This is a genomic window from Schumannella luteola, assembly GCF_013408685.1.
In the GTDB taxonomy this organism is placed as follows: domain Bacteria; phylum Actinomycetota; class Actinomycetes; order Actinomycetales; family Microbacteriaceae; genus Schumannella; species Schumannella luteola.
Genome location: NZ_JACBZY010000001.1, coordinates 3,376,106 through 3,392,888, shown reverse-complemented (window position 1 = coordinate 3,392,888; position 16,783 = coordinate 3,376,106). Strand labels below are relative to the sequence as shown.

The following is a 16,783-nucleotide window of genomic DNA, read 5'->3' as shown; positions in this document are numbered from 1 at the left end:
CGCCGTCACGCCGCAGAGCTCACCGGCTCAGAAGCACTCCTCGTCGCTGAGCTCGACGTGCATCCCGGTCAGGGTGAAGACGCTGGCCTGAGTCGTCCAGGAGACCTGCTGCAGGTTCGTGATCGAGATCGTGTCGCTGTCCTGCGCGAAGTCGCCGGCGCTGCCCTTCTTGTCGGTGTTGACCTGCGAGGCGTCGACGCCGATGCGCACGTTGCCGAAGCTGGTGTCGCCCTTGAGGTCGGTCATGCCGATCTGCAGGTCGGTCGCGCTGGCGGGCGTGTCGCCGCCGCCGGCCGTGATGCGCATGCCGACCTTGCCGAGCGGGGTCTCGGTCGAGACCGACTGGCAGAGGTTCGCGAGGGTCGCCTTCTTGATGTTGGCGATCGCGACCGGGTGCTCTTTGCCTTCGGTGTCCTTGGTGGTGCCGGCGTACTGCGAGAAGCCGGTGCCCTCGAGCTGGCTGGAGCTGATCTTGAACTGGCTGCCCGAGATCGCGAAGGAGACGGGCACGGCACCCTGGGCGACGCCGCCGAGGGTGACGGCGGCCACGAGTCCGACGGGAACCGAGACGAGGGCGATGCGCCCGGCGTGACTGCGCACGATCTTGCGCAGTGAGGGACGGAACGGCATGAATCCTCCTTGATCCACGGTGGTGCCGGAGCCCGCGGGCGCCGGATCGATCCGTAGGGGAGACCGGAGATCACGTCGGCTATGACGCGGTTTCCGAAACCCGTTCTGGTCGCCCGGCGCCGGTGACCCGGCGTCGTCGGTCGGCCACGATACGCCTTATTGACGGACTGTCAATAGACAGCCGTAGCACTGATGACGGGCGGTCGAGGGGATGCGTGACTCGGCACGCGCTGGGATCGGATGGTTAAGCTGTGCTCATGTCGGCCGAGCGGAGGACCCGTCTCTCGCCGGAGGACCGCCGTTCTCAGCTCGTCGCCGCGGGCGTCGCGGCCCTCGCCGAGCATCCCCTCGACACCGTCACGATCGAGTTCCTCTCCCGCGCCGCCGGGGTCTCGCGCGCTCTCGTCTTCCACTACTTCGGCTCGCAGGCGGGCCTGCGCCGCGAGCTCGTGCGCACCGCCCGCGACAGCATGCTGCGCGCGACCGAGCCGATCGCCGAGCTGGCCGCTCAGGAGCGGCTCGACGACACCCTGCGCCGCATCGTCGAGTTCGTCGAGCAGCATCGCGGCACGTTCTACTCGCTCGTGCGCGGCGTCGCGTCGGCCGACGCGGAGGTGCGCCGGGTCGTCGAGGAGGCACGGCGCGAGCAGGCCGACCGCGTCACCGCCGTCGCTCTCGAGCTCGGCTCGCCCGATTCCCCGCTGCTGCGCATCGCGCTGCGATCCTGGGTGGCCTTCGCCGAGGAGGTGCTGGTCGAGAGCGTGCTCGAGCACGAGCTGCCCGCCGACGAGATCGTCGGGTTCCTGTCGCGCAGCGCTCTCGCGGTGGCGGCGTCGATCGATGCCGACGGCGCGGATTCCGCCTAGGTGACCTGCCCGCGCGACAGCGGCCCGAGATCCCCCTCCGGCGCATCGCCGCGCGGAACCCGGATCATCCCCTCCTGGGTCACGCTCGCGACGAGCCGCCCGCCCCGGTCGTAGATGCGCGCGGTCGACAGTCCGCGCCCGCCGACCGCGTTCGTCGACTCCTGCGTGTAGAGCAGCCACTCGTCGGCGCGGGCCGGGCGGTGCCACCACATCGCATGGTCGAGGCTCGCCATCTTGAGCCCGGGCGTGACCCAGGGGATGCCGTGCGCGCGCAGCGTCGGCTCGAGGATCGTGTAGTCGCTCGCGTAGGCGAGGGCGGCCTGGTGCAGCTTCGGGTCGTCGGGCAGTGCGCCGATCGCGCGCATCCACACCGCCTGCGTCGCCTGGTGCGGCGCGTCGGCGCGCAGGTAGACGGGTGTCTCGACGTGACGGATGTCGAAGGGCCGCTGCTCGCCCCAGAACTTCGCGATCGGATGATCGAGCCCGGCCAGCGCCTCGGCGGTCGTCGGCAGCGAGTCCGGATCCGGATAGGCGGAGAGGTCGATCGGGTGCTGGTGGTCGAGGCCCTCATCCACGTCCTGGAACGACGCGATCATCGACAGGATCGGCAGGCCGTCCTGGTAGGCCTGCGTGCGCCGCGTCGAGAAGGAGCGGCCGTCGTGGATGCGGTCGACCGAGAAGGTGATCGGCTGCTCGATGTCGCCGGGGCGCAGGAAGTAGCCGTGCATCGAATGCGCGAGCCGGTCGTCGGCGACCGTGCGCATCGCGGCGGTGATCGACTGCGCGAGCACCTGTCCGCCGAAGACGCGACCCTGGGGCATCCACTGGCTCGGACCGGTGAAGATGTCCTCCGAGGTGCGCGCCCCGGTGTCGGTCAGGTCGATCGCCCGCAGGAAGCCCGACAGAGGGTCGCTCATGGCTTGTAGTTTAGGAGCAGATGAGCAAGCCATTCACCCTCTCCGACCCCCTCTCGCTCGAAGACCTGCGCAGCTTCGCCGGCCGCGCCGCCCGTGTCGAGGAAGGCTCCGTGCGCCTCATCGCCGGCGGCGGGGTTCTCGCCGCCTACGCCGCGGTGCTCTATCCGATCGGCCTGCTCGACGAGGCGCCGACCGTGCTGGGGCTGCGCACCTATGCGCTCACCGACACGGAGCCCTTCGACGTGGTCGTGCCCGTGCGCTCGCTGCTGCAGCGCCTCGAGCGCTCGGCCAGCGAGCTCGAGCGCCGCGACCCCGACCACTTCGCGGCGCCGGTAGATGTCTCCACGCCGATCGAGGTGCACACCGTCACCTGGGCCGCGATCTCGCCACCGCGCGGCGGCTGGGTGCGCAGTGGCACGCTCGACGCCGCGCTGCTGAAGCAGGCGGCGGAGGCGGGCATCGCCGAGGTCGCCGAGGCCGTGCCCGAGGCGGTGGGCGAGACGATCGTGCGCAAGGTGCGCGGGCAGGTGTGGAGCCGCCCCGTCGACGAGCTCGACCACATCCCCGCCGGCGCCGGATTCGCGGCGCTGAGCCTCGGCTTCCTGGGGGATGACGAGGTCGCCGTGTTCGAATCGGGCCCGTGGACGCGTCTCACCACCAAGCGCGGCCACGTGCTCGTCAAGCGCAAGCCCTGGACGCTCGCGCGCTGACGTCCGCGCTCGCGCCCCAGTTGTGCTGACCTAGAGCGACGCCGCGACCGCGCGCCCCGCGACGCGCCCCGAGAACAGGCAGCCGCCGAGGAAGGTGCCCTCGAGCGAGCGGTAGCCGTGCATCCCGCCGCCGCCGAAGCCGGCTGCCTCGCCGACCGCGTACAGGCCGGGGATCGGCGCGCCGTCCGCATCCAGCGCCCGCGCCTGCAGGTCGGTCTGGATGCCGCCGAGCGTCTTGCGGGTCAGCACGCGCAGGCGCACCGCGACGAGGGGGCCGTTCGCGGGGTCGGTGACCCGGTGCGGCTTGGCGACGCGGATGAGCTTGTCGCCGAGGTAGCGGCGGGCGTCGCGGATGGCGGAGATCTGCGCGTCCTTGCCGAAGCGGTTGTCGAGCTCGCGGTCGCGCGCGCCCAGCTCGGCGCGGGCCGCCTCGGGATCGAAGACGCCCTCGGGGGAGGCCTGCTCGATGCGGTCGAGCAGCTCATCGAGGGTGTCGGCGACGAGGAAGTCCTCGCCGTCGTGCAGGAACCTCTCGACGGGATCGGTCGCCCCGCTGCCGAGGCGCTGGCGCAGCAGCTCGCCCACGTGCTTGTCGGTCAGATCGGGGTTCTGCTCGCTGCCCGAGAGCGCGAACTCCTTCTCGGCCACCTGGCGCGTCGTCACGAACCAGCTGTGGTCGTGGCCGGTCTTGCGCAGCCACTCGAGCGTGCCGAGCGTGTCGAAGCCAGGGAAGAGCGGCACCGGAAGGCGCGCGCCGGTCGCGTCGAGCCAGACGCTCGACGGTCCGGGGAGGATGCGGATGCCGTGCCGCTGCCACACCGGCGAGTGGTTCGCGACGCCCTCGACGTAGTGCCACATCCGGTCGGTGTTGACCAGGCGGGCCCCGGCGTCGGCGCTGATGTCCAGCATCCGGCCGTCGACGTGCGCGGGCACGCCCGCGAGCAGGTTCTCGGCCGCGGGCGCCTCGCCGAGCCAGTCGGGCCAGGCCGCGCGCACGAGCTCCGGGTCGCCGCCGATGCCGCCGGCGGCCACGATCACGGCGCTCGCCTCGAGCGCGAAGTCGCCCACCGCATCCCGGTTGCTCGCGGCGCCGCGCTCGGCGGCGTCGGGGGCGAGCAGGGTTCCGGAGGCGCCCACGACGGCGCCGTCGCGCACGATCAGCTCGTCGACGCGGTGACGGAAGCGCAGCTCGGCGCGGCCCTCCGCGACACCGCGGCGCACCCGCGAGAGGAAGGGCTCGACGACGCCGGGACCGGTGCCCCAGGTGATGTGGAAGCGGGGGACCGAGTTGCCGTGCCCTGTCGCCGTGTAGCCGCCGCGCTCGGCCCAGCCGACCACCGGGAAGAAGCGCACGCCCTTCTCGCGCAGCCACTCGCGCTTCTCGCCGGCCGCGAAGCGCAGGTAGGCCTCGGCCCACTGCTCGGCCCAGTCGTCCTCATCGCGGTCGAACTCGGCGCTGCCGAACCAGTCCTGCCGGGCCAGCTCGAGGCTGTCGTGCACGCCCAGGCGGCGCTGCTCGGGCGAATCGACCAGGAACAGCCCGCCGAACGACCACCAGGCCTGCCCGCCGAGGCTCTGCTCGGGCTCCTGATCGAGGATCACGACCGTGCGGCCGGCATCGAGCAGCTCGCTCGCGGCGACCAGGCCGGCGAGGCCGGCGCCGATCACGATCGCGTCGGAGTTCTGGGGCATGTCCGCCTCCCGCAGGGTGTCGGGTGCCGCTCTCGGGGGAGCGAGCGGCGCAGACGAGCCTAGCGAGAGGGGTCTGGATGCCGTGGGTGCGGGAGTCGGCGCGGGCTCAGGGGCGTTGCGGCGCCATGATCCCCTCGGCGCGGGCGGCCACCCACTGCACGAAGGGCTCGAGGTGCTCGAGCAGCTCGGTGCCCAGGGGAGTGAGGCTGTAGTCGACGCGCGGGGGGATCGTCGGATGCGCGTCGCGCTCGACGAAGCCGTCGCGTTCGAGGGTGCGCAGCGTCGAGGCGAGCATCTTCTCGCTGATGCCGTCGACCGCGCGGCGCAGCTCGCCCCAGCGCAGCGTGCCGCCGCCGAGGGCGAGCAGCACGAGCACGCCCCACTTGCTGGTCACGTGGTCGAGAACGTCGCGCGTGGGGCATCCGGCCGTGAAGATGTCGGACTGTGACGCCCGCAAAGACTCAAGACTTACCACCATGCGGGTACCTTACCTGAAAGTGGGTACCTTCTTTCGGGAAGTATGTCGGCATCCGCCCCGTTGGTCATCCACGGAAACGCGAACACGCGGAAGCTCCCCGAAAGGACACGCACCATGACCATCCTCGTCACCGCCGCCGGACACCTCGGCCGTCTCGCCGTGAAGTCGCTCATCGCCCGCGGCGTCGCGCCCGCCGACATCCGCATCGGCGCGCGCACCCTGTCGAAGGTCGACGACCTCGTCGCCCTCGGCGTGAACGCCGTCGAGCTCGACTACGACCGCCCCGAGACCGTCACGGCCGCCGTCGCCGGCGCCGACAAGGTGCTGCTCGTCTCGGCCAGCGAGCCGGGCAAGCGCGTTCCCCAGCACCAGGCCGTCATCGACGCGGCGAAGGCCGCCGGCGTCAGCCAGCTCGTCTACACGAGCGCCCCGCACGCCGACTCGAGCACCCTCATCCTCGCCCCCGAGCACAAGGCCACCGAAGAGCTCATCGTCGCCTCGGGCGTTCCCGCGACCGTGCTGCGCAACAACTGGTACCACGAGAACTACACCGGCCAGGTGGCGGGCGCCGCCGAGTCGGGCGTGCTGATCGGCAGCGCCGGCACCGGCCGCGTCGCCAGCGCCAGCCGTGCGGACTACGCCGAGGGCGCCGCCGCCGTGCTCACCACCGAGGGTCACATCGGCCAGACCTACGAGCTCGCCGGCGACACCGCCTGGGACTACGCCGGCCTCGCCGCCGCGATCTCCGAGATCACGGGGCGTCCGGTCGAGTACCAGAACCTCGACACCGCCGCGCACGTCGCCGCGCTCACCGGCTTCGGGCTCGACGAGGGCACCGCGGGCTTCGTCTCGGCGCTCGACGCGAACATCGCCGAGGGCGCCCTCGCCGAGGCGAGCAACGTGCTCTCGGGCCTCATCGGCCGCCCGACGACCCCGCTCGTCGACGGACTCCGCGCCGACCTGGCCTGATCGGACCGGGCCGGCTCCACCGGGCCCGGCCCGGCACAGTGAAGGGGATGCGCTCCGCCCGTCGGCGGGGCGCATCCCCTCTGTCGTCTCCTCGCGGCCGGGTCGCGTCGGCTCGCTACTCCTCGAAGGTGTTGACCATCGCGTGGGCGGCCCGCTCGAGGTAGCCCCACAGCATCCCCTCGTCCATCGGCGAGAGCCCCAGGTCGTCGACCGCGACGCGCATGTGCTTCAGCCAGCGGTCGCGGGCGTCGGGGTTGACCTTGAAGGGCAGGTGGCGCATGCGCAGGCGCGGGTGGCCGCGCGCCTGGCTGTAGGTCGTCGGGCCGCCCCAGTACTGCTCGAGGAACCCGGTCAGGCGCTGGATGGCGCCCTCCATGTCGTCCTCCGGGTACATCGGGCGCAGCACATCGTCATCCGCGATGCCCTCGTAGAAGCGGCGCACCAGCTTCTCGAAGGTCGGGCGGCCGCCGACCTGCTGCCAGAAGCTGCCTCCGACCGGCTCGCCGCCGGAGCTCGAGCGCAGGGTGAGCGAGTCCTCGGCCATCAATCGTCCTTCTCGGGGGAGCGCGGGGCACGGGGCGTGCGGGGGATGCGCGGGCTGGTGGGGGCGCCCGACGCCCCGGATGCGGGGGTGCCGGAGGCGGTGTCGCGCGGGGCTCCGGTCTCGTCGGCGCTGTCAGCGCTGCCGGTCTCGCCATCGGCGTCGCGCCCGGCCGCATCCACGACCGGCTTCGCACCGCGCCGCGGGTTCGCTGTCGCGGGCTTCTGCGTCGGCGTCGCCTGGGTCGGCAGCGGAGCCGTCTTCGGCGGGTTCGCTCCGCGGATCGACGCGGCGCCCTCCATGCCCGACAGGGTGATCGCGTTGAGCGAGGGGGTGCGCACATCCATCTCGTCGAGGGTGCGCTTGAGACGCAGGCGCAGCTCGCGCGCCACATCCTCCTTCGAGCCCGGCCGGGTCTTCGCGACGAGCCGCAGCACGACCGCCTCGGCCGAGATCGACTCGATGCCCCACATCTCGGGCTTCTCGAGGAACAGGCGCTTCCACTTCGGCTCCTGCTGCATGTGCACGGCGGTGTCGAGCAGCGCCTCCTGCACGAGCGGCACATCCGCCTCGTAGGGGATCGCCAGGTCGAGGATGACGCGCGACCAGCCCTGCGACACGTTGCCGACGCGCAGGATCTCGCCGTTGCGCACGTACCAGAGCATGCCGTTCACGTCGCGGATCTGGGTCACGCGGATGCCGACCGCCTCGACCACGCCGGTCGCCGGACCGAGATCCACCACATCCCCGACCCCGAGCTGGTCTTCGATGACCATGAACAGGCCGTTGAGCACGTCTTTGACGATGTTCTGCGCGCCGAAGCCGAGGCCGGCGCCGAGCGCCGCCGTGATGAGCGAGAAGGCGGCAGTGGCGTTCTCGTTGAGGGTGTTGACGACGAGGATCGCGGCCACGATCACGATGCCGGCCGTCACGACGTTCGTCAGCACCGACCCGATCGCGCGGGTGCGCTGCACCGTGCGCACGGCCGCGAGCGGCGAGACCGCGATCCCGAGGGCGGCCGTGTCGGTGACGTTCTGCTTCTTCTTGACGCCGTTGACGATCTGGTTCACGACGCGCTTGATGATGAAGGTCGCCACGAGCCGCAGCAGCACCGCCACCACGACGATGATCAGCACGCTCAACGGCTTGTGCACGAGGAAGTTCCCGAGCTGCGGCCACGGGTCGGCCCAGAAGGCGGTCCAGTCCCAGTCTGTCGTCACGCTCCCAGGCTAACGAGCGGCCCCTCCACGCCGCCCGACCGTGGTCCTGGGCGAGGCCCGAAGGCGTCCCCGCGACCCGCGTTCCCGCCTCTTCGCCCCCTCGCGTTCCCGCCTACCCGCCCGTCTGCGGATACTGGCGTCGTCGCCGATTCTGCTGGCGGTCTCGCGCGATACTGCTCAGTCACCCATGCAGACCCACCGGCGAAGCTGCCCCATCGTGTCGCCAGTAGCCGCGCGCAGTGTCCGCCTCTCCCCCACACGGGCTCGCCGCACGCGAACTGCACCGATCGAGGACACGCGCCGATCGAGGGCGCACACGAGCATGACGATGACGGCATGACACGCATCGTCCGCACGCGCGACTTCGCTGCTGAGGGCGTCTCGACCGCGGAGCTGCGACACCAGGTGGCCGCCGGCGGTGTCCGACGGCTTCGGATCGGTCACTATGCCGTCGGAGAACTCGACCCGCCCGTCGAGGCCGCGGTGTCCGGATACTGTTCGCTGAGTTGCGGGGCAGCGCTCGAGCGGCACGGGATCTGGGTACGACTCGCCACGGCGCACTGGCGAGTCAGTCCGAGCGATCGTGTGCGCCGAAGCCGCGTCGGTGAGCCGATCCGGCACCGGATCGCTGGTCGCGCGGTCGACGGCGTGGACGACGTGCTGACGGCGCTCGCCTGCGCGGCGCAGTGCATGTCGTTCGAAGATCTCGTCTGCTGCGTCGACTCCGCTCGTCATCTGCGCGCCGTCACACGACCCGCCCTCGCCCGGACTCTCCTCACCCGCAACGGCATCCGTGCGCTCGCCGTGAGCGATGCACGCAGCGAGTCCGGGCTCGAGACGCTCGCGCGGATCCGCCTGCGGTCACGCGGCATCGTCGCGCGGCCGCAGGTCGTCGTCCCGGGCGTCGGACGTGTCGATCTGGTGGTCGGCGACCGACTCGTGATCGAGCTGGACGGCGACCGTTGGCACTCGACCCCAGAAACTCGGGAGCGAGACCGGCGACGAGACGCCGAGCTGGTCGCGCGAGGTGCCCTCGTGCTGCATGCCGGCTCGCGCCGAGTCTTCGACGAGTGGGCGCCGTTCGAGGCTCAGATCCTCGCACTCGTGCACCGCGGAGAGCATCGGTGGTCCGCGCGTCGGCGCCGCGAGCAGTCGGACCTCGGCCGCGAATACTGGCCGGGCTCGAGGTGAGGGGCGCCGATGGCCGCGTCGGGCGGCGCGGCCAGTATCGGCGACATCCGGGCCAGGAGCCGCGGCCGTCGGGCGGGGTTCGTGGGGCATCGGCGGGATCGGCCGGATCCGACCAACTTCTGACCGAAGTCCTCGCGAGTCCGACGATCCCGCGCGGGCGTTGCGGATACTGGCGAGTCGATGGTCCGTCAGTGCCCGCGACGACGCTGTGCGATCTCGCCAGTACCCGCGTGAAGCGCGAACAGTATCGGCGTCGCGCGAATGGCAGCAGGCCGGCGGTCCGCAGCGTCGGCTGGACGACGGAGGGGCGCCGGCCGGAGCCGGCGCCCCTCCGGGAGGCGTGTGCGGGGCGGTCTCACCGCCCCGCGCCCAGCGTCGACTACTACGCCGCGTCGACCGCCTGCGCGGCGAGGGCGCGCTCGACGCCCGCGACGTTCTCCTGCACGAGGCGACGGAGGGCCGGGATGTCGGGGTGCGCATCCAGCCAGGCGTTCGTCGTGTCGACGAGGGCCTGCGAGGCGAGGGCGCTCGGGTAGAACCACACGACGATGTACTCGGCGATCTTGTAGCTGCGGCTCTTCCAGATCGACTCGAGCGCGTCGAAGTACGGCGCGACGAGCGGCTCGAGCACAGCCGGGTCGTTGACGTGCTGGTAGCCCATGCCGAGCATGCGCAGGATCGCGTTGGGGATCTGCTCGTCGGTGAGGGCCCGGTCGAGCGCGGCCTTCTTGCCGGCCTCGGTCGGAACGGTGCCGCGCGCGCGGGCGGCGGCCTGCTGGCCGTTCGAGGTGTTGTCGCGGTTCTCGGCGGTGACGATCTCGTCCTCGCCGGCGGCGCCGGTGAGCACGAGGCCCTCGAGCAGCTCCCACTCGAGGTCGGTGTCGATGTCGAGGCCGTCGAGACGGGTCTGGCCGCTCTGCAGCGCGCGCAGCACCTCGGCGTGCGCCGGGGTCGAGGCGATGTTCGCGAAGAACTTCACGAACTGGAACTGCGCGTCCGATCCGGGCTCGGCGTTCTGCGCGAGGGTCCAGAGCGTGTCGCCGACCTCCTCGATCGCCGCGGCGCGCGTCGCCGGGGCGACGTAGCTGCGGGCGACCTGCGTGAGCTGGGTGAGGCTGAGGCGGATCGTGGTCGACTCGGTCTCGGTGGCGATGTTGTCGAGCACGAGGCGGATGTAGTCGCTCGCCTTCGCCTCGCCGTCGCGGGTCGCATCCCACACCGCGCCCCACACGATCGCCCGCGCGAGCGGCTCGTCGATGTCCTTCAGGTGCGCGATCGCGGCCTGGAGCGAGACCTCGTCGAGGCGGATCTTCGCGTAGGCGAGGTCGTCGTCGTTGAGCAGGATCAGCTCGGGACGCGCGAGCCCGGTCAGCTCGGGCACCTCGGTCGACTCGCCGTCGATGTCGAGCTCGTGGCGGTGGGTGCGCACGAGCTTGCCGCCGTCGAGCGAGTAGAAGCCGACCGCGAGACGGTGCGGGCGGATGGTGGGGTAGTCCGGGTGGGCGCTCTGCTCGATCGCGAAGCGCGTGATGGTGCCCGAGGCGTCGACCTCCAGCGCGGGACGCAGCGTGTTCACGCCGGCCGTCTCGAGCCACTTCGCGCCCCAGCCGTCGAGCGAGCGACCGCTGGCGGCCTCCAGCTCGACCAGCAGGTCCTTCAGCTCGGTGTTGCCGAAGGCGTGCTTGCGGAAGTAGTTGCCGACACCCTCGAAGAACGCGTCGATGCCGACCCAGGCGGCGAGCTGCTTCAGCACCGACCCGCCCTTGGCATAGGTGATGCCGTCGAAGTTGACCTGCACCGCCTCGAGGTCGTCGATGGTGGCGACGATCGGGTGGGTCGAGGGCAGCTGGTCCTGCTTGTAGGCCCAGCTCTTCTCCATGGCCTGGAACGTGGTCCACGCCTCGGTCCACTCGGTGGCCTCGGCGGTGGCGATGGTGGATGCCCACTCGGCGAACGACTCGTTGAGCCAGAGGTCGTTCCACCACTTCATGGTCACGAGGTCGCCGAACCACATGTGAGCGAGCTCGTGCAGGATCGTGACGACGCGACGCTCCTTGATGGCGTCGGTCACCTTCGAGCGGAAGACGTAGGTCTCGGTGAAGGTGACCGCGCCCGCGTTCTCCATGGCGCCGGCGTTGAACTCCGGCACGAAGAGCTGGTCGTACTTCGCGAAGGGGTACGGGTAGCCGAACTTCTCCTCGTAGTAGGCGAAGCCCTGGCGGGTCTTCTCGAAGATGTAGTCGGCATCCAGGAACTGGAACAGCGACTTGCGGGCGAAGACGCCGAGCGGGATGACGTTGCCGTTCGCGCTCGTGAGCTCGCTGTGCACGGCCTGGTACGGGCCGGCGATGAGCGCGGTGATGTAGCTCGAGATGCGCGGCGTGGGCTCGAAGTGCCAGGTGGCGAGGCTGTCGCCCGCGAAGACCGGCTCGGGCGTGGGGGAGTTGCTGACGACGGCCCAGTTGGCGGGCGCGGTGACGTGGAAGCTGAAGCTCGCCTTGAGGTCGGGCTGCTCGAAGACCGCGAACATGCGGCGGCTGTCGGGCACCTCGAACTGCGAGTAGAGGTAGACCTCGCCATCGACCGGGTCGACGAAGCGGTGCAGGCCCTCGCCGGTGTTGGTGTAGATCGCGTCGGCGTCGACGACGAGCTCGTTGTGCTCGAGCAGGTTCGACAGCTGGATGCGCACGCCGTCGCTGACCGCATCCGGGTCGAGCTTCTCGCCGTTGAGGGTGACGGAGTGCACGGTGCGGGTGATGGCGTCGATGAACGTCTCGGTCGCGCCGCGGGCGGTGAAGCGCACCACGGTGGTGCTGCGGAAGGTCTCGGCGCCCGTGGTGAGGTCGAGCGTGACGTCGTAGCTCTCGACGTCGACGATGGCCTTCCGGTCGCGGGCTTCGAGGCGGGTGAGGTTCTCTCCAGGCACGCAGTGCTCCCTTGAATCTGTGCGGATCGTGTCCGTCGTCAACCCTAGACTGGCGAGCGATCCGAGGAGGCGTGATGGTCGAGCCGTACGGGCCGCCCCAGCCGGGGCAGCACCCGCCGCAGCCGCACGCGCCGCAACAGCATCCGCAGCCGCAGGCTCCTCCTCAGCAGCAGCTTCCGCCGCAGCACTTCGCCTCCCACGTCTCTCACGCCCCCGCGCCCGCCGCCCCGCCGCTCCCGCCGACCGAGCCGGTCTCGCGCAGTCGCCGTGCCTGGCCCTGGGTGCTCGCCGTCGTGCTGGTGGTCGTGATCGGCACCGCGATCGTCGGCGCCGCCGTGATCATCCCCTCGCTCTCGGTCGGTTCGACCAAGACGGCCGCGGCGGGAAGCCCGCAGGCCGCGGTCGAGGGCTTCAACGCGGCGTTCGAGAAGGCGGACTGCACCGCGTTCAAGAAGGTCACGACGAGCGCGTTCCGCAAGGACTACTACAACGGCGACTTCACCTGCTCGGCCTTCGTGAGCGACGCGAAGGAGTACCGGGTCGACGGCAAGTACGCCTACACGTTCTCGGTCACGGCGGCGAAGTCCGACGGCGGCACCGCGACGGTGACGGTCGACGAGGTCGATTCCTCGGGCGGCAGCACCGAGAAGTACACGAACATCTACCGACTGACGAAGGCGGGCTCGGGTGCCTGGGTCGTCTCCGACGTCGGCGACGCAGGAGAGAGCTGATGCGCATCCACATCGCCACCGACCACGCCGGTCTCGAGTTCAGCCAGACGCTGCAGCAGCATCTGGCCGAGGCGGGGCACGAGGTGATCGACCACGGTCCGACGAGCTACGACCCGCTCGACGACTACCCGAGCTTCTGCATCGGCGCCGCGCAGGCCGTCGTCGCGGATCAGAAGGCGGGGGTGGATGCGCTGGGTGTCGTCTTCGGCGGATCCGGCAACGGCGAGCAGATCGCCGCGAACAAGGTCGAGGGCGCCCGCGCCGCGCTGGTCTGGAACCGGTCGACGGCCGAGCTCGCGCGCCAGCACAACGACGCGAACGTGATCTCGATCGGCGCCCGCCAGCACACCGTCGACGAGGCGATCGAGTTCATCGATCTGTTCATCGCGACTCCGTTCAGCGCCGAGGAGCGCCACGCGCGCCGCATCGCGCAGCTGGCGGAGTTCGAGGCGACGGGCGCGATCGCCGGTCACGAGATCTACTGATCCGCTGAGGTCGGCGGCCGAGCGCCGCCAGCCGCGCGCCGAGGTCGAGAGCGAGCACCATGCCCGAGGGCCATTCCGTCCACCGCATCACCGCGCAGTTCGCGCGGCACTTCGAGGGCGCGCCGGTCGCGGTGTCGAGCCCGCAGGGCCGCTTCGCCGCGGATGCGCGTCTGATCGACGGCCGCACGATCGTGCGCTGTCGCGCGGTGGGCAAGCAGATGTTCCTCGAGTTCGACAACGGCCTCTGGCTGCGCGTGCACCTCGGCATGTACGGCGCGTGGGACTTCGCGGGCGACATCGACGTGCCCGCGGTCGCGCGCGATCCCGAGAGCACGGCGCGCGACAACGCCGACTCGCTCGCGTCGATGGGCGCCCCGCGTCGTCTGCGCATGGCCGAGTCGGAGCGTCTCGGCGCCGAGCTCGAGGGCTTCCCGCCCGAGCCGATCGGCCAGGTGCGCGTGCGGCTGCTGACCGATCACGCGGTCGCCGATCTGCGCGGGCCGACGGCCTGCGAGGTGCTCGACGGCGAAGGAGTGGATGCGGTGCTCGCCCGCCTCGGGCCCGACCCGCTGGTCGACGGACGTGTGCGCGGCGAGAAGCGCTTCCTCGAGCTGGCCGGCCGCAAGCGCCAGGCGATCGGCCTCGTGCTGATGGACCAGTCGGTGGTCAGCGGGATCGGCAACGTCTACCGCGCCGAGATGCTGTTCCGCGCCCGACTCTCGCCCTTCGCGACCGCGGCCGAGCTGCCGCGCGACGTGCTCAGCGCGCTCTGGACCGACTGGGATCACCTGCTGCGCATCGGCGTGAAGACCGGCCAGATGCTGACGATGGACGGCCTGCGCGGCGCCGCCCGGGCCAGGGCCCTCGCGAGCCGCGACGACCGCCACTGGGTCTACCACCGCACGGGTCTGCCCTGCCGCGTCTGCGGCACCGAGATCGCGATGCAGGAGATGGCGGGGCGCAAGCTCTACTGGTGCCCGCTCGATCAGGCGTGAGGGCGCCGACGTCGGATGCGCGACGCGACCGGCGCGGCGCTGACCATCTCGCGGGTGCCGCCTCTGGCATCCTGAGCGGATGCGCCACACGCCGCACTTCCTGCTCACCGAGCGCGACGAGATCCGCCGGCTGATCCGCGACAACCCGTGGGTGACGATCGTCTCGTCGACCGCGACCGGGCTCGTCGCCTCGCACTACCCGTTCCTGCTCGACGAGGAGGCCTCGACGGGCGACGAGGTCGTCGTGGTCAGCCATGTCGGCCGCCCTGATGAGCGGCTGCACGAGCTCGGCGAGCACGAGGTGATGCTGATCGTGCAGGGCCCGCACGGCTACGTCTCGCCGGCCTGGTACCCCGAGGGCCAGAACGTTCCCACCTGGAACCACATCACGGCGCACCTCTGGGGCCGCCCCGAGATCCTCGACTTCGACGAGAACTACCGCGTGCTCGAGCACCTGACCGACCACTTCGAGCAGCACGTCGAGGGCGGCCGTTCGCTCGACCTCGACGAGGAGGGCGCGCGCCGGCTGTCGAAGGGCACCGTCGGCATCCGCATCCGCATCGACCGGGTGGATGCGCGCGCCAAGCTCAGCCAGAACAAGCCGGCCGAGGTGCGCGAGCGGGTGATCGCCGAGCTCGAGGGCGACGGGCCCTACGCACAGCCGGCGCTCGCCGCGGAGATGCGGCGCCGGGTCGAGCTGGACGCGGCCGCGGTCGCCGCGGACCCCGCGACCCCGACCGACGGAGCGCACACGCCAGCGACGACCCCGACGGAGACCGCCGAATGACCACCGCCCTCGCGCTCCTGCTGACCGGGGCGCGCCTGCTCGACCCTGCTCGACCCGAGACGCTCGCGGGCGCCGCCGAGCCCGATTCGCTCCTGATCGTCGGCGACCGCATCGCGGCCGTCGGCGCTGCGGCCGTCGCCGCGCATCCCGACGCCGCCCGCGCCGAGCGCCGCGACCTCGCCGGGCGCTGGGTCGTGCCCGGACTCTGGGATCACCACGTGCACCTCGTGCAGTGGGCGATCGCCCGGCGCCGTGTCGATGTGAGTGCGGCGACCTCGGCGGCGCAGGCGGCGCGCATCCTCGTCGACCACGCGCAGAGCACCCCGCCCGAGCCCGGCACCGTGCTCGTCGGTCACGGATTCCGCGACGCGCTCTGGCCCGACGCGCTCGATGCGGCGCTGTTCGGGGCAGAGCACCCGATCGCCGCGATCAGCCACGATCTGCACACGGTCTGGGCGAACCCGCTCGCGCTCCGGCTGCTCGGCCTCCCCGAGCACGAGCCGGTGCTGCGCGAGCAGCCCGCTTTCGACGCGATGGCGCAGCTCAGCGCCCTGCCGACCGCGACGACCGACCGGTGGGTCGCCGACGCGGTCGAGGCGGCGGCGCAGCGCGGCGTGGTCGGCATCCGCGACCTGGAGATGGCGGATGCCGGCGGCGCCTGGCTGCGTCGTCGCGCTGTCAACGGCTTCCCGCGCGTCCGCGTCCGCGCGGCCGTGTATCCCCGCGACCTCGCGACGGCCCGCGAGCGCGGCCAGCGCAGCTACGTCGCACTCGACGGCACCGACGGGCTCGTCGAGGGCGGTGAGTTCAAGCTCTTCGCCGACGGCTCGCTCAACACCCGCACGGCGCACTGCGTGCATGCCTACGAGGGGCTGAGCGGCGTGACCGCGCACGGACTCGAGGTGAACCCCGGCGTCGAGCTCGAGCAGCGCGCCCGTGAAGGTCTCGCGGCGGGGCTCGTGCCGACGATCCACGCGATCGGCGACCAGGCGGTGACGCGCGCGCTCGACGTGTTCGAGGCGCTGAACGCCACGGGCCTGCTCGGGCCGGATGCGGAGGCCGCGACCCGCGCCGGTGCGACGGCCGCCGACTCGTCGGCTGCCGCGGCGACGGCCGGCTGGATGGAGCACGCCCAGCTCGTCGACCTGGCCGACCTCGAGCGCTTCGCCCGCCTGGGCATCCAGGTGAGCGTGCAGCCCGAGCACGCGATGGACGACCGCGACGTGGCCGACGCGCTCTGGGCAGGCCGCACCGAGCGCAGCTTCGCCTGGCGGAGCCTGCTCGATTCCGGCGCCCGGCTCTGGTTCGGCTCGGATGCCCCGGTCGCGCCGCTCGACCCGTGGGTCACGATCGCGGCGGCGACGGCCCGCGCGCGCGACGGACTCGCGCCGTGGCATCCCGAGCAGGTCGTGCCGTTCGCTGCGGCCCTCGCCGCGTCGGTGCGCAGCGGTCTCGCCGTCGGCGAGCCGGCCGATCTCGCGATCCTCGACGCCGATCCGGTCGCGGCATCCGCCGACCCCTCGGGCGATGCCCTGCGGGGGATCCCCGTCGCCGCGACCCTGCTCGGCGGCGCCTTCACACACGACGCGCTCTAGCGAGAGCACGGGTCGCACGAGACTGCCGGGCGCGGATACGCCGAAGGCCC

Annotated in this window: 16 protein-coding genes; 9 read left to right on the top strand and 7 right to left on the bottom strand. The window is 71.6% G+C overall.

The window, feature by feature from the left end; genetic code table 11:
- Positions 1 to 27: 27 nt before the first annotated feature.
- Entirely contained in the window at positions 28 to 630 is a 603-nt protein-coding gene (locus BJ979_RS15510; RefSeq protein WP_179569282.1) for a DUF6230 family protein, read from the bottom strand.
- A gap of 257 nt (positions 631 to 887) precedes the next feature.
- On the opposite strand from BJ979_RS15510, the gene BJ979_RS15505 reads away from it, so the two are divergent.
- Positions 888 to 1,496 (top strand): TetR/AcrR family transcriptional regulator, encoded by a 609-nt coding sequence (locus tag BJ979_RS15505; protein ID WP_179569280.1) that lies wholly within the window; start codon positions 888 to 890, stop codon positions 1,494 to 1,496.
- Here the strand turns inward: BJ979_RS15505 and BJ979_RS15500 are convergent.
- Complete coding sequence (locus BJ979_RS15500; protein WP_179569278.1) at positions 1,493 to 2,413, bottom strand: acyl-CoA thioesterase; 921 nt, start codon at positions 2,411 to 2,413, stop codon at positions 1,493 to 1,495. The genes BJ979_RS15505 and BJ979_RS15500 overlap by 4 nt on opposite strands.
- 20 nt (positions 2,414 to 2,433) lie before the next feature.
- Between BJ979_RS15500 and BJ979_RS15495 the strand changes: the two genes are divergently transcribed.
- Positions 2,434 to 3,123 (top strand): DUF8185 domain-containing protein, encoded by a 690-nt coding sequence (locus BJ979_RS15495; RefSeq protein WP_179569276.1) that lies wholly within the window; start codon positions 2,434 to 2,436, stop codon positions 3,121 to 3,123.
- 30 nt (positions 3,124 to 3,153) lie between these two features.
- Here the strand turns inward: BJ979_RS15495 and BJ979_RS15490 are convergent, their stop codons facing one another.
- Positions 3,154 to 4,815 carry an FAD-binding dehydrogenase gene (locus tag BJ979_RS15490; RefSeq protein WP_179569274.1) on the bottom strand — a complete coding sequence of 554 codons (1,662 nt, stop codon included), beginning with the start codon at positions 4,813 to 4,815 and terminating at the stop codon, positions 3,154 to 3,156.
- A 106-nt stretch (positions 4,816 to 4,921) separates the two neighbouring features.
- A complete protein-coding gene (locus BJ979_RS15485; protein WP_179569272.1) occupies positions 4,922 to 5,293 on the bottom strand; it encodes a winged helix-turn-helix transcriptional regulator in 372 nt (123 codons plus the stop codon).
- A gap of 114 nt (positions 5,294 to 5,407) precedes the next feature.
- On the opposite strand from BJ979_RS15485, the gene BJ979_RS15480 reads away from it, so the two are divergent.
- Positions 5,408 to 6,262, top strand: coding sequence for an SDR family oxidoreductase (locus BJ979_RS15480; protein ID WP_179569270.1), 855 nt, complete (start codon positions 5,408 to 5,410; stop codon positions 6,260 to 6,262).
- A 115-nt stretch (positions 6,263 to 6,377) separates the two neighbouring features.
- Here the strand turns inward: BJ979_RS15480 and BJ979_RS15475 are convergent, their stop codons facing one another.
- Together BJ979_RS15475 and BJ979_RS15470 are read right to left on the bottom strand one after the other, a co-directional pair.
- Complete coding sequence (locus BJ979_RS15475) at positions 6,378 to 6,806, bottom strand: globin (protein ID WP_179569268.1); 429 nt, start codon at positions 6,804 to 6,806, stop codon at positions 6,378 to 6,380.
- Positions 6,806 to 8,023 carry a mechanosensitive ion channel domain-containing protein gene (locus tag BJ979_RS15470; protein WP_343046733.1) on the bottom strand — a complete coding sequence of 406 codons (1,218 nt, stop codon included), beginning with the start codon at positions 8,021 to 8,023 and terminating at the stop codon, positions 6,806 to 6,808. Before BJ979_RS15470 ends, BJ979_RS15475 begins: the two co-directional genes overlap by 1 nt.
- A 336-nt stretch (positions 8,024 to 8,359) precedes the next feature.
- On the opposite strand from BJ979_RS15470, the gene BJ979_RS15465 reads away from it, so the two are divergent.
- On the top strand, positions 8,360 to 9,214 hold the full coding sequence (locus tag BJ979_RS15465; protein ID WP_179569266.1) for a hypothetical protein: 855 nt from the start codon (positions 8,360 to 8,362) through the stop codon (positions 9,212 to 9,214).
- A 382-nt stretch (positions 9,215 to 9,596) separates the two neighbouring features.
- Here BJ979_RS15465 and pepN read toward each other — a convergent pair whose 3' ends face one another.
- The gene (pepN, locus tag BJ979_RS15460; RefSeq protein WP_179569264.1) at positions 9,597 to 12,140 is read right to left on the bottom strand and encodes an aminopeptidase N; all 2,544 of its coding nucleotides are present in this window, start codon (positions 12,138 to 12,140) and stop codon (positions 9,597 to 9,599) included.
- 74 nt (positions 12,141 to 12,214) lie between these two features.
- Between pepN and BJ979_RS15455 the strand changes: the two genes are divergently transcribed.
- From BJ979_RS15455 to BJ979_RS15435, 5 genes are all read left to right on the top strand, one after another.
- Positions 12,215 to 12,871: an Rv0361 family membrane protein gene (locus BJ979_RS15455; protein ID WP_179569262.1), complete on the top strand. Its 657-nt coding sequence runs from the start codon at positions 12,215 to 12,217 to the stop codon at positions 12,869 to 12,871.
- Entirely contained in the window at positions 12,871 to 13,356 is a 486-nt protein-coding gene (locus BJ979_RS15450; RefSeq protein ID WP_179569261.1) for a ribose-5-phosphate isomerase, read from the top strand. The genes BJ979_RS15455 and BJ979_RS15450 overlap by 1 nt, the downstream gene beginning before the upstream one ends.
- 59 nt (positions 13,357 to 13,415) lie before the next feature.
- Positions 13,416 to 14,351: an Fpg/Nei family DNA glycosylase gene (locus tag BJ979_RS15445; protein ID WP_179569260.1), complete on the top strand. Its 936-nt coding sequence runs from the start codon at positions 13,416 to 13,418 to the stop codon at positions 14,349 to 14,351.
- Positions 14,352 to 14,430: 79 nt separating this feature from the next.
- The gene (locus BJ979_RS15440) at positions 14,431 to 15,138 is read left to right on the top strand and encodes an FMN-binding negative transcriptional regulator (RefSeq protein WP_179569259.1); all 708 of its coding nucleotides are present in this window, start codon (positions 14,431 to 14,433) and stop codon (positions 15,136 to 15,138) included.
- Entirely contained in the window at positions 15,135 to 16,733 is a 1,599-nt protein-coding gene (locus tag BJ979_RS15435) for an amidohydrolase (RefSeq protein WP_179569258.1), read from the top strand. The genes BJ979_RS15440 and BJ979_RS15435 overlap by 4 nt, the downstream gene beginning before the upstream one ends.
- The last annotated feature ends 50 nt before the right edge of the window (positions 16,734 to 16,783 follow it).

Excerpts from the sequence above, each read along its gene's own strand:
- BJ979_RS15440 (WP_179569259.1), top strand. The coding sequence starts at position 14,431 with ATGCGCCACACGCCGCACTTCCTGCTCACCGAGCGCGACGAGATCCGC.
- BJ979_RS15465 (WP_179569266.1), top strand. The coding sequence starts at position 8,360 with ATGACACGCATCGTCCGCACGCGCGACTTCGCTGCTGAGGGCGTCTCG.
- BJ979_RS15435 (WP_179569258.1), top strand. The coding sequence starts at position 15,135 with ATGACCACCGCCCTCGCGCTCCTGCTGACCGGGGCGCGCCTGCTCGAC.
- BJ979_RS15485 (WP_179569272.1), bottom strand. The coding sequence starts at position 5,293 with ATGGTGGTAAGTCTTGAGTCTTTGCGGGCGTCACAGTCCGACATCTTC.
- BJ979_RS15455 (WP_179569262.1), top strand. The coding sequence starts at position 12,215 with ATGGTCGAGCCGTACGGGCCGCCCCAGCCGGGGCAGCACCCGCCGCAG.
- BJ979_RS15495 (WP_179569276.1), top strand. The coding sequence starts at position 2,434 with ATGAGCAAGCCATTCACCCTCTCCGACCCCCTCTCGCTCGAAGACCTG.
- BJ979_RS15480 (WP_179569270.1), top strand. The coding sequence starts at position 5,408 with ATGACCATCCTCGTCACCGCCGCCGGACACCTCGGCCGTCTCGCCGTG.
- BJ979_RS15500 (WP_179569278.1), bottom strand. The coding sequence starts at position 2,413 with ATGAGCGACCCTCTGTCGGGCTTCCTGCGGGCGATCGACCTGACCGAC.
- BJ979_RS15490 (WP_179569274.1), bottom strand. The coding sequence starts at position 4,815 with ATGCCCCAGAACTCCGACGCGATCGTGATCGGCGCCGGCCTCGCCGGC.
- BJ979_RS15445 (WP_179569260.1), top strand. The coding sequence starts at position 13,416 with ATGCCCGAGGGCCATTCCGTCCACCGCATCACCGCGCAGTTCGCGCGG.
- BJ979_RS15505 (WP_179569280.1), top strand. The coding sequence starts at position 888 with ATGTCGGCCGAGCGGAGGACCCGTCTCTCGCCGGAGGACCGCCGTTCT.
- BJ979_RS15475 (WP_179569268.1), bottom strand. The coding sequence starts at position 6,806 with ATGGCCGAGGACTCGCTCACCCTGCGCTCGAGCTCCGGCGGCGAGCCG.
- BJ979_RS15510 (WP_179569282.1), bottom strand. The coding sequence starts at position 630 with ATGCCGTTCCGTCCCTCACTGCGCAAGATCGTGCGCAGTCACGCCGGG.
- BJ979_RS15450 (WP_179569261.1), top strand. The coding sequence starts at position 12,871 with ATGCGCATCCACATCGCCACCGACCACGCCGGTCTCGAGTTCAGCCAG.